Source organism: Mycoplasmopsis equigenitalium, assembly GCF_024498255.1.
GTDB lineage: Bacteria > Bacillota_I > Bacilli_A > Mycoplasmatales > Metamycoplasmataceae > Mycoplasma_H > Mycoplasma_H equigenitalium.
Genome location: NZ_CP101808.1, coordinates 770,306 through 785,383, shown reverse-complemented (window position 1 = coordinate 785,383; position 15,078 = coordinate 770,306). Strand labels below are relative to the sequence as shown.

General features: G+C 30.7%; 16 protein-coding genes. 9 read left to right on the top strand and 7 right to left on the bottom strand.

The annotated features are described in order from the left end of the window. Positions 1-18 precede the first annotated feature (18 nt). The gene (locus tag NPA09_RS03480) at positions 19-1,965 is read right to left on the bottom strand and encodes a transketolase-like TK C-terminal-containing protein (RefSeq protein WP_129722760.1); all 1,947 of its coding nucleotides are present in this window, start codon (positions 1,963-1,965) and stop codon (positions 19-21) included. Between the two features lie 152 nt (positions 1,966-2,117). On the opposite strand from NPA09_RS03480, the gene NPA09_RS03475 reads away from it, so the two are divergent. From NPA09_RS03475 to NPA09_RS03445, 7 genes are all read left to right on the top strand, one after another. Further along, complete coding sequence (locus NPA09_RS03475; protein WP_165036258.1) at positions 2,118-2,762, top strand: beta/alpha barrel domain-containing protein; 645 nt, start codon at positions 2,118-2,120, stop codon at positions 2,760-2,762. After that, entirely contained in the window at positions 2,762-3,424 is a 663-nt protein-coding gene (locus tag NPA09_RS03470) for a hypothetical protein (RefSeq protein ID WP_129722765.1), read from the top strand. The genes NPA09_RS03475 and NPA09_RS03470 overlap by 1 nt, the downstream gene beginning before the upstream one ends. Continuing rightward, the gene (locus NPA09_RS03465) at positions 3,424-4,119 is read left to right on the top strand and encodes a hypothetical protein (RefSeq protein ID WP_129722768.1); all 696 of its coding nucleotides are present in this window, start codon (positions 3,424-3,426) and stop codon (positions 4,117-4,119) included. The genes NPA09_RS03470 and NPA09_RS03465 overlap by 1 nt, the downstream gene beginning before the upstream one ends. Beyond that, the gene (locus NPA09_RS03460) at positions 4,112-4,429 is read left to right on the top strand and encodes a hypothetical protein (protein WP_129722771.1); all 318 of its coding nucleotides are present in this window, start codon (positions 4,112-4,114) and stop codon (positions 4,427-4,429) included. Before NPA09_RS03465 ends, NPA09_RS03460 begins: the two co-directional genes overlap by 8 nt. Before the next feature lie 8 nt (positions 4,430-4,437). Further along, positions 4,438-4,887, top strand: a complete 450-nt coding sequence (locus tag NPA09_RS03455) for a PTS sugar transporter subunit IIA (protein WP_129722774.1) — start codon at positions 4,438-4,440, stop codon at positions 4,885-4,887. Then, positions 4,887-5,162, top strand: a complete 276-nt coding sequence (locus tag NPA09_RS03450; protein WP_129722777.1) for a PTS sugar transporter subunit IIB — start codon at positions 4,887-4,889, stop codon at positions 5,160-5,162. Before NPA09_RS03455 ends, NPA09_RS03450 begins: the two co-directional genes overlap by 1 nt. A 108-nt stretch (positions 5,163-5,270) precedes the next feature. Then, positions 5,271-6,860: a PTS sugar transporter subunit IIC gene (locus NPA09_RS03445; protein ID WP_256541827.1), complete on the top strand. Its 1,590-nt coding sequence runs from the start codon at positions 5,271-5,273 to the stop codon at positions 6,858-6,860. A gap of 37 nt (positions 6,861-6,897) precedes the next feature. On the opposite strand, the gene NPA09_RS03440 is transcribed toward NPA09_RS03445, so the two are convergent. From NPA09_RS03440 to ychF, 6 genes are all read right to left on the bottom strand, one after another. After that, positions 6,898-8,562 (bottom strand): S41 family peptidase, encoded by a 1,665-nt coding sequence (locus tag NPA09_RS03440; RefSeq protein WP_129722782.1) that lies wholly within the window; start codon positions 8,560-8,562, stop codon positions 6,898-6,900. Between the two features lie 46 nt (positions 8,563-8,608). Then, entirely contained in the window at positions 8,609-9,088 is a 480-nt protein-coding gene (locus tag NPA09_RS03435) for a nucleoside 2-deoxyribosyltransferase (RefSeq protein ID WP_129722786.1), read from the bottom strand. A 177-nt stretch (positions 9,089-9,265) separates the two neighbouring features. After that, positions 9,266-10,198 carry a tRNA (adenosine(37)-N6)-threonylcarbamoyltransferase complex transferase subunit TsaD gene (tsaD, locus tag NPA09_RS03430; protein WP_129722789.1) on the bottom strand — a complete coding sequence of 311 codons (933 nt, stop codon included), beginning with the start codon at positions 10,196-10,198 and terminating at the stop codon, positions 9,266-9,268. A gap of 1 nt (position 10,199) precedes the next feature. Next, positions 10,200-10,736 carry a hypothetical protein gene (locus NPA09_RS03425; RefSeq protein WP_256541826.1) on the bottom strand — a complete coding sequence of 179 codons (537 nt, stop codon included), beginning with the start codon at positions 10,734-10,736 and terminating at the stop codon, positions 10,200-10,202. Positions 10,737-10,751: 15 nt separating this feature from the next. Continuing rightward, positions 10,752-11,144, bottom strand: coding sequence for a tRNA (adenosine(37)-N6)-threonylcarbamoyltransferase complex ATPase subunit type 1 TsaE (tsaE, locus tag NPA09_RS03420; RefSeq protein WP_165036268.1), 393 nt, complete (start codon positions 11,142-11,144; stop codon positions 10,752-10,754). Position 11,145: 1 nt separating this feature from the next. Next, on the bottom strand, positions 11,146-12,240 hold the full coding sequence (gene ychF, locus NPA09_RS03415) for a redox-regulated ATPase YchF (RefSeq protein ID WP_129722798.1): 1,095 nt from the start codon (positions 12,238-12,240) through the stop codon (positions 11,146-11,148). An 82-nt stretch (positions 12,241-12,322) separates the two neighbouring features. Between ychF and NPA09_RS03410 the strand changes: the two genes are divergently transcribed. Together NPA09_RS03410 and NPA09_RS03405 are read left to right on the top strand one after the other, a co-directional pair. Then, positions 12,323-13,195: an MAGa7180 family putative nuclease gene (locus NPA09_RS03410; protein WP_129722801.1), complete on the top strand. Its 873-nt coding sequence runs from the start codon at positions 12,323-12,325 to the stop codon at positions 13,193-13,195. Further along, positions 13,185-15,077 (top strand): UU173 family protein, encoded by a 1,893-nt coding sequence (locus NPA09_RS03405; RefSeq protein WP_129722804.1) that lies wholly within the window; start codon positions 13,185-13,187, stop codon positions 15,075-15,077. Before NPA09_RS03410 ends, NPA09_RS03405 begins: the two co-directional genes overlap by 11 nt. Position 15,078: the final 1 nt, after the last annotated feature.

The following is a 15,078-nucleotide window of genomic DNA, read 5'->3' as shown; positions in this document are numbered from 1 at the left end:
TTTATTATTTATCTATTTTTATTTCTTTAATAATTTTTTTATTAAAAAGCTTTTAACTTTTTTAACTAAGTTTTCAACACTAAAACCTTTTAATGCATAAACTTTTCCACCATCTTCTGAGTAGCCGTATGTACTTGCGAGGTGAGCATCTATTTTGTTATATTTTGACAATCTAAATCACATACTATCGTTTGTAGCTTCGATTGCGAACATAGGTTTTTTGTCAAGTTTTAATTCTTTTGCAAGTTTGTCATTATCAACAAGTTCTTGAAGTAATGGTACTGAAACAACTTGTGCTTTGATGTTTTCTTTTGCAAGCGCATCAGCAACTTCGGTTGCTAATCCAACTTCTGAACCTGATGCAAGAAGTGAAATGTCGAATTTTGGTGTCGATTTAACTACATATGCACTCTTGAATTCTTTAAGTAAATTAAACGATTTAATTCCTTGACGACAAGCAATAATTGCATATTTTTCTTTATTTTGGTTAAGTGCTTTATCAAATCCAAATTTCATTTCTGTTTCATCACAAGGACGAATAACTTTTACATTTGCCATTGCTCTAAGCATAGGGATTTGATCGAATGGTTGGTGTGTTGGCCCATCTCCCCCAACTTGATATGAGTCGTGAGTGTAAACATGAACACTAGGAATTTCCATTAAAGCACCAAGTCTGAGCGCTCCCTTAGCATAGTCGGCAAATGCTAAGAAAGTAGAATCGATAGTTTTTAAGTTTGAGTGAAGGAAAATACCATTATTAATTGCGGTCATAGCGTGTTCTCTAATTCCGTATTTAATGTATTTGCCACCTTCACTAATTGTCTTGGCAAATTTAATTTTGGTTGCGGCAGCAAGGTCTGCACTACCACCAATGATGTAAGGATTGTTTTCTAATTCTTTCATAATTGGTGAGAAGTAGTTTCTTGTTGCAACATTTGTTTCACTAAATGTAACTTTTGAGAAATCAAATTTATATGTTTTTTCTTTTAATGTATTAAGGAATTCAAAGTCTTCTGGGTGTGATTTTTTGAATTCTTCAAATGTTTTTTGTCATTCACTGTATGTTTTTTCTTTTTCTTCTCAATGTTTTTGTGCATGAACATAAACATCTTCGTCATATTCAAATGGTTCTTTGTTATCTAGACCAAGTTTTGCTTTGAAAGCAAGTGTTTTTTCAGGGTCGAGAATTCCATTGTGGCCTGCTGATGTGTTTTCAACTGGTGTGTTAGCAGCAATCACAGTGTGAATTTGAACATATGAAGGTTTGTTAGCATTTTTAGCTTTTTCTAATGCAGCCTCAATGTTTTCTGGAGTAGGTTCGGTAACAACGAATGTTGCAAAGTTTTGTGCTTGGAAGTAAGAAACAAGGTCGATGTTGTTAACTTCGTTTGCTCTTGAATCGATTTGTACGTCGTTAAAATCGTGAATCAAGATTAATTTGTCAAGGTTAAGTGTACCTGCTAATTGAATTGCTTCAAGAGCAACACCTTCTTGAACGCAACCATCACCATGCAATACATAAATGTTGTGGTCAATTACGTTTAGTCCTGGTTTGTTAACACGATTTTGTAGGTATTTTTGGCTAAGTGCCATTCCCACACCCATCGCGATTCCTTGTCCAAGTGGTCCGGTTGATGCATCAACAAAATCTTGTGAGTCGATTTCTGGGTGACTTGGTGTTTTTGAGTAAAGTTTTTTGTGGTTTTTAATATCTTCAACACTTAAAAGTCCAAGGAAATGCATAATTGAATACATCGACATTGAACCGTGACCAGCACTTAATACAAAACGATCTCTGTTGATTCATTTTGGATCGTTCTTGTTAATGTGAAGTAGTTTTGAAAATAATGTATATGTGATCGGTGCAGCACCAATTGCCATTCCAATGTGACCTTGGCCTGCTTTGTTAATGGCATCAAGCGCAATTCCTTGCATCGATGCTATTACTTTTTTATCTAAGTTCATTTATCCCTTTCTGATTGATAGTTTAATTACATCTCAATTATACATTTTATGGAAAAATATCGGCTAATAGTTAATCATTATGTTTGAATTTTGAAAAATCCGTTATTTAAAATATATCATTTTAATGTTAAATAACACATATGGAGGTGTGGATGCAATATTCACAAAGTATATGCGCCTTAAATTCTTTCGAATCGCTCAGTGATATCGACTACTTATATCAAAATGGATTTGATAATTTTCATCTTGATTTTATAGATTTTCATTACGTAAAAAGTTTTGGTTTAAAACTTGATGATGTACTTTGATTGCGTAAGCGTTATACCAAAGCAACCTTTGAAGCGCATTGCATGTGTGTATATTCACATCCCCTTATTTCCACTCTTGTTGGTGCTGGCATAAATAAAATTTCTTTGCCAGCCAAAGAATTTAACCTCAAGTATCTTTTAGAAAATAAGAAGTTATTCCCTAATACTAAATTCGGAATTATGATAGAGGCTAAAGACGATGTACAAGAATTAAGTGAATTAATAAAAAAATGCGATTATGTCGTTTTAATGACAATTGATATTATTGGTGGTGTTGGTCAAAAACTTAATCCAACACTTCTTGAAAAAGTTCCACAGATCAGAAAGATTAAGAAAAACATAGAAATTATTTCTGACGGTGGTCTTCGTCAGGAAAATGTTTTTGAGTTTTTAAAAGCGGGTGTAGACATTGCTGTTGGTGGATCAATTTTGCATAATTTTCCAACAAAATTCAAAACTTTTAAAGAATTTTGAAAGGAAGTTGAATAATGTTTACCCAGCCTACAATTCTTAATATTGCCTTGTGAGTATTGAGTGGAATATTAGTATTAATTGTTTTAGGGGTAGTTATTTGAAGAATTGTAATTCACTACAAACCATCCCTAGACAAAAAAGGCAATAACAAAAAACAAATCGGCTCAATCAATAATGATTTGAACAAGTTTGTTAAAACCATTATTCTTAAAAAAGACTCGCATTTAATTTATAACGTCTTACTTAAAAACAAATTTGCAAAATTAAATTATTCATTAATACCAATTTTAATTTTTCACAACAATCAAGCATTTCTTGTTTCTAATCTTATTCGCAACACGAAAAACGAAACAATTGTGTTGGAAGAAGGTACACTTAAGCTAATAAATAGTAAAAAACAATTAGAAATCGAAGATGTGAAAATTGAGTGATATGAAGATATTGTTAAATTACTTGAAAGTAAGTTTGAACTCAAACAATCGCAACTCACTAAAATTTTCTTAACACTTAACAATTCAGAGCAAGCAACACTTAATGATTATCACATTGTTTCTACATACGAGCTTGTCCCCTTTATTGAAAAAATAGAGACAGAAAAAATTTCATCTTTTGAAATTGAAAAAATAAAAGACAAAATCTTAAGTAAAAATATGATTAAGTTAAAGGTGGGTAAATAATGTTCGATTTTACAAACTACGACTTTTACATTAGTTTTGCCATTATTGTATCCATCATTTGCTTTAGTTGTTTTTATAACTATATTGTGTTATTCAACATTACTCATGAACAAAGACAAATGCCGTTGCCGCGCGAGAATCCGGTGTTATATGAAGCAAACGAAATAACACGAAAATATAAAATTAATTCTTTATTTCGGCAAACTAACTTTACATTTTTGGTACCTTACAATCTTAAAAAGTCAATTATTAAATTTAAGAAAGATGTATTCGTAAATAACAATCTTTATAATTCAACTAACGCAATTTTTACGACATTTGCATTTATTAGCGATAAGTTAAAACAAAAAAATTTTACTTATTGATTTAATAAAATATTTAGTTATTTCAACTTAGTTATTTGAATTATTGAATTAGTTTTCTTAGCAATGTCGTGATGAGAAATAGGGCTTGCCGTCATAGGGTTTAGGTTGATTGCGATAATAATTAAATTTTTCATAAATTTGAAAAATATCAACAAAAACATTGAAATTACACTGAAATTTTTAGAAACAAGTGATGAAAATTTTAATAAAAAAATCAAAAAAGTGTTGTCATTAAAACATTTAGGAATTTTAAATGATACTTTTAATTGGTATTCGAAAAATATTTTTGAATTCGCAGTGTGATTTAAGGAATGGGGGAGAAATGAGTAATGCAAAATTTGATCGCGATCATGTTATCCAACTCTTAGTCAATGTTTATGGCGAAGATTTCGAAAAATTACAAACATATAACGATGACGAACTCGAAGAGTTGCGTAATAAATATGAAAAAGAACAAATAAAAAAGAAAATGAATCCAAACAATTTTTTCTTAATTAAAGGAATGCCAATTCCTAAAGAATACGAACCTAAAACTTCAACGAAGGCCGGCTGGATTCTATTTATAGCAATTATTGCTGCCATTCTTTTCTCTTTTATTACATTTTTATTAATAGGTTTCAAGATGAATGGAATTATTTAGGAGGTTATATGAAACTATTTGACAAAAAAATGATGGAATACAGAAACGATTTAAGCGACTGAAAAGATGTTGTTTGTGCTGGTGTTGACTTACTTGTTAAAAATAAGTATGCAACTAAAGAACTAGCGGACGCTGTCTTCGAATCAACAGAACAATATGGCGCTTATTATGTTTTAGAAAAAGGGCTTGCACTTGTTCATGCTAAACCTGGACCTTATGCTCTTAAACCGGGAACAAGTACATTGATCCTTGATCGCTATGTTAAATTTAACAATCAAGATGATAAAGAAGCTAAGATTATTATTACTTTATCAGCGATTGATAGTACTAGTCATATTAGTATTATTCAAGAATTTGGTGAATATTTTACTGACGAGAATTTTAAAAAACAAGCTTTAGCTTGTGAATCACTTCAATCATTTGTTAAATTATTGGATAATTATAAAGGAGGTGAATAATGAATATTAAGACGGTATGTGGATCTGGTTTAGGCTCTTCATTACTTGTAGAAATGAATGTTAAAAGTGTTTTAGACAAGTTAGGAGTTGACTACGATAGTTGTGAACACACAAATATCTCAAGTTTTTCAGCACATGGGGTAGACCTTATTGTTGTAGGAGCTGATATTGCTGAAGCAATTGATTTCCCTGAAGAACATAAAATTATTTTAACTAATATCTTGTCTAAAGTTGAACTTGAAGAAAAACTTAGAAAATACTTCAAATTAAACTAAAGCAATTGATAAAGAATTTAAAACATTTGTGATTCGTCTATTGTCACAATACTCATTGCGAAAGCTTGTTTTAGATTTTAGAAATAGATAAAAAATGAAAGGAAAAGTATGTGATTCTTAGAATTCCTTAAGGCTTTTATTGGTGTTCCTGCATTCTTAGTTGGTATTTTTACTTTAATTGGTGCATTAATCCAACGTAAAAAAGCCTCACAAGTTACTTTATCTGTATTTAAAGTAATTATTGGTTTCTTGATTCTAGGTGGTGGTGCAGGTGTTGTTGTTGGTTCAATCAGCAGCTTCCAACCTGTTTTCCAAGCAACATTTGGACTAACTGGTGTTATTCCTAACAACGATGCTCTTGCTGGTGCACTTACAGGCCCACTTCCTAAAATCGTTACACTAGGTAGCTTAATTATGATTATCGGTATGATTCTTAATATGATCCTTGCCGCATTCTCAAGATTAAGATACGTATATCTATCAGGCCACGTTCTATACTATACATCATTAATGATTGCCATGGTATTTTACGCAATGGGCTTTAAATTTGATAGCAATGGTGGTGACTTTGCTGCCGCTCTTATCTCAGGAAGTGCATTAATAGCTGCATATATGGTTATCGCACCTGCTACTCAACAAAGATATATGAGAATGATTACTGGTACCGACGAAATCGGTCTAGGCCACACAGGTGGTTTTGGTTACGCACTTAGCGGTCTAATTGGTGAAGGTATTGGTAAACTTTCAAAAGGAAAAATTGTTTCAACTGAAGAAATTAGATTCCCTAAAGGACTTTACTTCTTAAGAAATACAATTATTTCGTTAACAATTTCAATCTTTATTTTCTACGCTGTAGCATTTATCCCAGGTGGTATTCAATACGAAATGGGTAGAATTACCGAAAGCAATTACAAAGATGCTTACAATGTTTTAAGTAAAGGCAACTGAGTTATTACACTATTCGTACAAGCGTTTACATTTACCGCTGGGGTAGAAATCCTACTTTCAGGGGTTAGATTATTCGTTGGTGAATTAGTGCCTATGTTCAAAGGTATTAGTGAAAAACTAATTAAAAACTCAAAAGCTGCAGTTGACTGTCCAGTTGTATTCCCATACGCTCCAGTTGCTGTACTAATTGGTTTCTTATCGTCATTCGTTGCTGCCGTTATTGGTATGGGAATTACAATTGGTCTTAACAAAGCAAACTTATTATCAGTTGTTATCCTTCCAGGTCTTGTTCCTCACTTCTTCTTAGGAGCAACATCAGGTGTATTTGGTAACGTACGTGGTGGATGAGTTGGAGCTATTGTTGGTCCATTTGTTGGTGGTATTATCATCACCTTTGTTCATGCAATCTTTATCTGAGGTGGATGAGTTCCAGTTTCAAACGAAGAATTCGCTAAACTAATTGAAGAACACGCAAAATCAGGTTTATCAGATCCAAAAGAAATTGCTGATGCAGTTCAGAAAGCTAAAAGTACCCTTAACACCCTTAACTGAGGTGACACCGATTATATCATTGGTGCTATTCCTGGTGTATTTGGAAAAATTAAAGGTACCGCAGGTAAATGAGTTGGATTTGCAGTTCCTCTTCTTATTTACTTTGGTGTTCTTCTTGATGGTATTATTAGCTACTTCATTAAGAAAAACAAACCACAACCAGCTGAAGAAACTAAAGAAGCTTCTGTTGAAGCCTAAAATAACAAACAAAAAAACATCGCTTGCGGTGTTTTTTTTATTTGTTAATTGCTTTATAAAGTTCAGCATCATTATAGAAGAAATCGTATTCAAGATTGATGTCGGGTTCAACACCATTTTCTGTTTCGATATATTTATCTCCATCATGAATAACAATACAGTTATTTGAACTAATTTGGAACGAAGTTCCATCAACCAAAACAACAGGCATTACAGCACACATACCGCCACCGGTTTTTTTACCAACCAACTTAGCTACTTTTGTATATTTAGCTAAGAAAGAAAACAAATTGGCAGCACTAAAGGTATTATCGCTAGTTAAAACGTATCATTCATATTGTGTGTATGCATCTTGATCTTTATAATCGCCATCATTATCGGAATCGATTTTCATTGTTGTTGTCATAACACTATCTGTAATTGAATCTTTCCAACTTTGTTTAACATTTTGGTTTGTTAAAAAACCAAATGTTTTATTCATAGCAGCAACGCTACCGCCACCATTTAGCGAAAGATCAATAACGACTTTTTTAATGGTTTTGTTTTCTTCGCATTTTTGCATTGCGGTTTCAAATAATTTAAAAGTATCTTCTTTGATTGTGTGGCGATTTACCTTGCCTATTTTAAAACTGTCGAAGCTGATAACTGCCATGTCGTTATAAAAACGAATCGGAGGAACGCCGTTTGGGAATTTCTTATTTCTTAAACCTTTTAGTTTTTGTTTTATGTTTTTATATTGGATAAAACGACTGCCTTCAGTACCGTATTTACTTAGTTTGTCGTTAGGGTCATGGTAAAACGAGAGTAGTGTAGGCGAGGTATGTAATTCGTTTAATTTGTTGTAAATTAAATCCATATACGCTTTTGTAAATTCGGCAGGATTAGTAGAAAGAATTCGCTCAGAAAGTCCTGGGCCCATAAATGTTTTAAAATCATTGATTGACTTGTTATTTTTTAATCCATAGAAATAATCAAGCGTAAATCATAAATGGTTAAGTGTATCACGACGTTCTGTTTCTGTTGGTTTTGTTAAATTTAATGGGTTTTGTGATACCTCTTTGATGTTAGGAATATTTTCGTCGAGAAGGAAATAAGCACCAATTACTTTATCGCCAGCGAAGTATAAATTATAGTAATTTGTGCTACAGAACAGCGTACTAAATAAAGCTAACGGAATTAGTATTTTATCCTTAACGTGAACGATATCCAAATTGTATTTATCTAAATTGAAAAGAACGCTTTGTTCGCCCTTTTCGATTTCTGTTTTTAGATATCTAATGTTAGAGCCAAAATCTGATACCTGCGATTCGTGAACGCATCCAAAAACATCTTGGTTGCTAACTCATATAGTGTTTTCTTTTCAATTTAAAATTAATTTCGAACCATTAGCTCAAATATATAGTTCGTTTTTAAATCAACTTTTATGAGTATGTATAGAATGAGTTCTAAAAAAACCATCTAAATTGTTAATCATCTCCTCAACATCAACATATTTTGTTTTACCATCATTAATCTCGTATAACTTCACATTTGCTGTATCAATTTCGTATTCTTGTGTTGTATTATAAAATTCATAACGTTTACTTGTAACGTTTATCTCTTTATCAACTTGGTGAAAAGGCGTGGTACATGATAATGCGCTTAGCGGTATGACGCTAAAAGCTGTTCCTATAAGAAGTTTAATATTTTTGTTTTTCATCATATAAAGATTATATTGTTAAAAAATAAAAATAAAAAAACACGTTAAATTACATGTTTTTTAGTTTAGAAATCAAATCATCCACATTATCGAATACATCACCATTTTCTTTGATTGCGCCAATAACAAATAAATTAAAATACATGAATTGGGACTCGGCAACTTTAGTTTTTATAATTTCTAATTTTGGATCATTTCCTTGCATATGTCCGGTTTTTCTAGAATCGGTAATTAAGCCTAAAATTGGTTTTTTTGACTGTGCAAAAATTCCGATTTCCGCAGCAACGCCAGGATCAATTACCAATCCATCAAGCACAGCAACAAGAATGTCTGAGCGGTCTAATTCATTTTTATCAGCGCGATAAATATCAACAGAATCGGCTGATTTAGTTTTATCATTAATACTCATATTTTCTTGTGGTGCATACACTGTGTATTTTTTTAGTTCTCGAATTTTTTCAATTAATGTTTTATTAAACATAACTTCTGCTTGAGAAAATAAAGCATTTGCAAAATATATTCTTTTCATAATCTCCCCTTCAAATAAATAGTACAAAACTATAATATAATATGCGATTAAATAAATTATTGTTCTATATTAAAATTGCTGGAACAGTAATTCATAATTAAAAAACACAAAATTATTATTTTCAACATAAAACATTGATTAATTATTGAAAGTAGCATAGAAATTGTTTAAAAAAAACTACTTACTTATAAGCAGTTTTTCATAGCAACATTGGGCAATCATTGCGCCGTTATCTTGACAGTATTCTGGTGCGGGAATTAAAGCGTTTTTGTGTAGCTTTAAAAACTTTTCACGTAATAATGTATTAGAACTTACACCACCACAAAGAATAATTGATTTTGGGTTAAATTTATTTATTGCCAATTCCATTTTTTCAATCACATAATTAATTGCAGTGTCCATAAATGAGGTAACAATGTTTTCGACATCAATGTCATTTTTAGCATTTTTATTATAGTAATTTACTACTTGTGTTTTGATACCGCTGAATGAAAAATCTAAATCATTTAAAGTTTTAGGTTTTGTGAATTTAATTAGTTTTTGACATTTATTTTTGTTGTAGATTTTATTTATAATTGGACCACCCGGAAAACCTAGATTGCATTTAGTGGATACTTTATCAAACGCTTCCCCGATTGCATCATCTTGTGTTTCGCCAACAATAATATAATCTAATGGTTTTTTAGCTAAAATAATTTCACTATGACCACCAGAAACAACCAATGCTAGAGCGGGGTATTTAATTTTTCTTTCATCAATATTTACTGAATAAAAATGTCCTAACATATGATTAATTGGAACAAGCGGAACATCAAGAGCAATGTTTAGACCTTCTGCAAAAAGTCTGCCAACTTGTAATGAACCAATAAGGCCTGGTTCATTTGTGTAGGCTATGTAATCAAGAGAGTCTAACATTTTATTTTTATTTAAAAGGTTAAAAATTATTTGAATGTTCTTTGTGTGTTCGCGAGATGCTAATTCTGGAATTGTACCTCCGAATTCTTTGAAAATATCAATTTGTGATAAAGTAATCATTTTAACAATTTTATTGTCTTCTCATAAAGCAACCGATGTGTCGTCATGACTCGTTTCTATACCTAGGATTCGCATTTTAGACACCTCCTATTTGAGGATTTTTGGCGTAAAGTGGTTCAATAATTTCTTCGGAATTTATCAATTTAAAATTACTTGTAATTAGTTTAATATTTTTTTCAAGCAATTCATAATCAATAGTAGAAGTTATTAAATTGGAAGCTTTATCAACAAGAGAGACTTTATTTGTATCGCGGTTTCATACAAATAGTTGGGTTTTGCTTGCTTCTAAAAAAATGTCATTATCAGTTTTTAGAACTTTTAAGATGTCAAATGTATTACCAATGTAAATATCCTTTTTTAAAACACTTGCAATTGTTTTGAAAAGAATTAGTGCGCTACGGCTACCTGTAAAAGAGCCGGGACCAATATTAATATAGAATGAATCAATTTGTTCTAATTTAATATTTTTTTCTTTTAATAGTTGTCTAAATTTAAAAATCATTGGTTCAATTTTTTTAACTAAATCACAAACATAAATTCTTGCATGCAACTTGTTATTTTTAAAAATGCCAATGTATAAATCTTTACCTGCGGTGTCTGCGAACAACATCATAGCGCACCTCCTTTTTTAATAGAATAAGTATTCTCGTTCGTCTTCGTTTTTTGTGTATTTTATTTCAATTGTTAATTGTTTATTATATTTTTTATAGTCGATCAAATTAGCTCATTCAACGATAATTAATTTATCGTCAAAGAAATCCTCAAAATCGTCAATACCATTTTTCAAATTGTAAGCATCAATGTGCACGAACTTATCATAAATTTTAATGTAATTGAACGAAGGCGAATTAACTGTTTTTGTTTCGCCAAGCAATTTTCCAATTAGTTTTACAAGCGTTGTTTTTCCAGTTCCTAATTCACCTATTAAAAACAAATAATCAACATTTTTTATTGATTTTTGTAGAAAATCAACGAATTTTTGATTTTCATTTAAAGGTAATTTTAATGTAAATTTATGCATATTATTTTCCAAATCTAAAGTGGCAGATATCGCCGTCATTCATTATGTAATTTTTACCTTCGAGTCTTAATTTTCCGGCGTTTTTTGCTCCCAATTCACCTTCAAATTTTACATAATCTTCATATGAAATAACCCCTGCTTTTATAAATTTATTTTGAAAATCAGAGTGAATGATTCCTGCACATTCTGGAGCCAACATTCCATCTTTATATACCCATGCTCTCACTTCCATTTTACCGGCAGTAAAATAAGTTTTTAAGCCGAGGATATCAAAAGTTATTCTAGTTAATTTATTAAGACTTGTGTCTTGTAAATTATACATTTCCATAAATTCAACTTTTTCATCATCATTAACCTGAGAAATTTCGTTTTCGGTAAGGATGCAGATTGGTAATAGTGGTTTACTTCCTAAATATTTTTTTAGGCTTGCAACAAAAGGGTTCGCCTCTATATTATCAAGCGATTTTGCATCTATGTTGGCAACATAAATCATTGGTTTTGCAGTTAAAAATTGATATTTTTTAAACAAGTCTTCATTTGCCATAAGTTCTTTATCATCGTAAATTAAATTTCCCGATTCTAATAAACTTTTAATTTTTAAGAACAAATTGTATTCTTCTTGCGCCTCTTTGTCGCCGCTTTTCGCTTTTTTATTAATCTTAGCAATCATACTTTCAAGTGCGCTTATGTCAGCAAGAATTAATTCTTCATTAATAGTTTGAACATCATAAACCGGGTCAATTTTATTATTAACATGCAAAATATCTTTGTTTTCAAAACATCTTACAACATGTACTATAGCATTAACCTCTTTAATGTTGCTTAGAAATTTATTTCCTAAACCTTCACCTTTGCTAGCGCCTTTAACGAGACCGGCAATATCAACAAAATCAAAGGTTGCATAAACAATTTTGTCTGGTTTAACAATCTCAGCCAATTTATCAAGGCGTTTATCTTCAAGTGTAACTGTGCTGATATTAGGGTCGATTGTAGTAAATGCATAATTACTCGATTCGACCATTTTTTTCGTAAGCGCATTAAACAAACAGCTTTTTCCCACATTAGGCAAGCCTACAATTCCTGCTTTAAGACCCATATATTCCTCCGCCTTATATATTGTTAGTATACTAACAATGAATTTATATTAATATTATGTGTATTATATATAATTCTATTATATGAAAAGATATTATTATAAAAACAAAGATTACATAATTGATTATGACAAGCGGGTTGTAGTAATTAACAGAGATTTGCACGAAAAATTATTAAATAAACAATGTGTTTATCCAGGAACGGCAATAAAATATGGTTACAAAAAGATCGGAGGATCAACAATAGGTAACATTTTGAAAGCAACAGCGTTTAGTTCGGATTTTAATGCCTTTTGTGGCTATGCATATTTAGCACCAAAACCACTAGTGATGAAATACATAAATGCCGGGATAGCTGTCGAGCCAAAAGTGATTAAATTGCTTGATGAATTTCTTAATAAAAATAGAAAAGAAAACGAAAAAGTAATTGTTTCGGGTACAAACGCCAAAGATTACAATTATGATTATTTTAGTGGTCACGACACGTTAATTAATGGGGTACCTGATGGATTTATTACTTTGCCCAATAAGTCGCAAGTTTTGTTAGAAATTAAAACTGCTGGCGAGAAAAAATTTGCAGAATGAAAGCGAAACGTTCCGAAAAATTACATTAAACAAGCGCAACTTTATGCGTATATTTTAGGGATTAAAAAGTTTTGAATTGTTACATCTTTCCTTAAAGAAAGCGATTATGCCGAACCAGAGGAAATTCCTGTGCATAACCGGATACTTAAAAATTTTATGTTTGTAGTAAATGAATCCGAAGCAAAGGACGATATGGAATATGCAAAAGAATGATACAAAAAATATATTCATAATGGTGTTTCTCCAGAATTTAACCGAACAAAAGATGCAGAACTTTTAGAATATTTAGAGTGTGAAAACGAGGAACAATGACAAGCATTAATTAATAAATGAAAAAAAGAAGGGGAGTGTGATCAAGATTATGAAGGATAATAAAAAAATAGATTTTCGATTATTTTACAATTCAATGACAAGGTCTAAAGGGTTGTGATTTGATGATGAAGAATCAAGTGATGATGACTTAGAAGAAAATATTTTAATTATTTCGAATTTTGATGACGATGAGGGAGAAGAAAAATCATATTTAAATGGACCAATTTCCATTTTCGAAGACTATAAAAAAGCAAGAGACATTTTTTTCGAAAATTCAACAAAAAACAAGAAATTACATTGAAATTCTTCAAAAAGTGCTGAAGATAAAGTAAAAGAAACTATCGAAGAAATTAAAGCTAATAAAAGTGACATTATTGTTAATGGAGCGTTAGAATATAATGATGCTGTTTCGACGTTTTATGCCTTAGATTTAAAATCAATGACATTGTATGTTGAAACATTTAGTATTATGCCAGTCGCAAAAGATATCTTGAAAGCGTATTTTGCTTATGGTGTTGTTAATGGCTATTTCAAACCATTTAATAAATCGTTAGCGTGTGTTAAGTTTATTTGTCGTAGTGAAGAAGAAAAATATGAGTTACGCAAGTTTTATTTTAAATTCACGGAACATGCGGTATGTTTGAAAGCAAGACCAAATAATATGAAAAGAACATTAATTACTAAGAAATTTGGCTTTGTAAATGCATGTAATTTGAAGTACTTAGAAGATTTTGAAAAATCTAAATTAATTAATATGTTTGACACGCTGACGTTATATGAAATTGGAATACCAAAAAGAGGTACAAGTAATTCTTTAGAAGTTAAAGAAAGTCAAAAGTGTGTACTAAACCCGTTCAATGGAATTTTAACTTACATTAAAGGTTTTATGAATCATAAGTTTGATAAAAACGATTATTTAGAGAAACCGATTTTATTCTATATCGAGAATAAAAGTTCATGAGGAGATAATCCACATTTCAATGACCTTTATGCAGAAATTTTTCCAGAATATGCTGGTATTCAAGGTAACTTTATTCCTAGAAAAAAATTACTCGATGAGTTAACTAAAGGAGACTTGTCATTAGCATTAATGGCTAAAAAGTACTTAAATGTAAAAGAACAATTTATTATTCCTGATCGTGAAAAATTACAACAAGAAATTGAAAAACTAGATAATAAAAAAGTCGTGTGATATGACTACGAATCAATTTCATTACCATATGCAATAGTAGAAAATTCAAGACCTTACCAACAAATAGTATTCCAAGTATCTATTATTAAATCTAAGAATAACAAAATATATGAATCTAAAGATATTGTTTATGATCCAAAAACAATAAATGTCATGGACTTTGTAGATAATTTTTATCAATTGTATGAAGAAAACGCAGATCAATATGTTGTGTACAACAAAGGATTCGAAAACACAAGAAATGATGAAATGATCGTGATGATAGAACAAGCGATGGACGATCCGGAATTCGCTAAAAAGGTAAGTGATAAATATAATTTAACAATTGTCGACTTGAAAAATATGGTTCAAAGTATTAAAGAAAAAACTTATGACTTAGCTGACATTTTTGATTTTCGAATCACTAATCCTAAAACAACAGGAGCAACAGAAATAACAGACAGAAATGTTCCGCTTTTATATATTCCATATTTAAGATTTTATTATTCAATTAAAAAGGTTGAAAAGTTTGTTTCTAATAATCCAGAAATTAAGTTAGAACACAAGATAAAAAAATACGAAAACTTGGATATAAAAAATGGTATGTATGCTCAAGAAGCAGGTATTAAAAGATATTTGGGCGATCATAAAGATAATGTTTGAAAAGAAGTTGCTGAGAAATTAAAAGAGTATTGTCATAATGATGTTATGGCAATGCTAATGGCCTTCGATTTAGTTAAATATTGTCAAAATAAATACAAATCAAAATAAT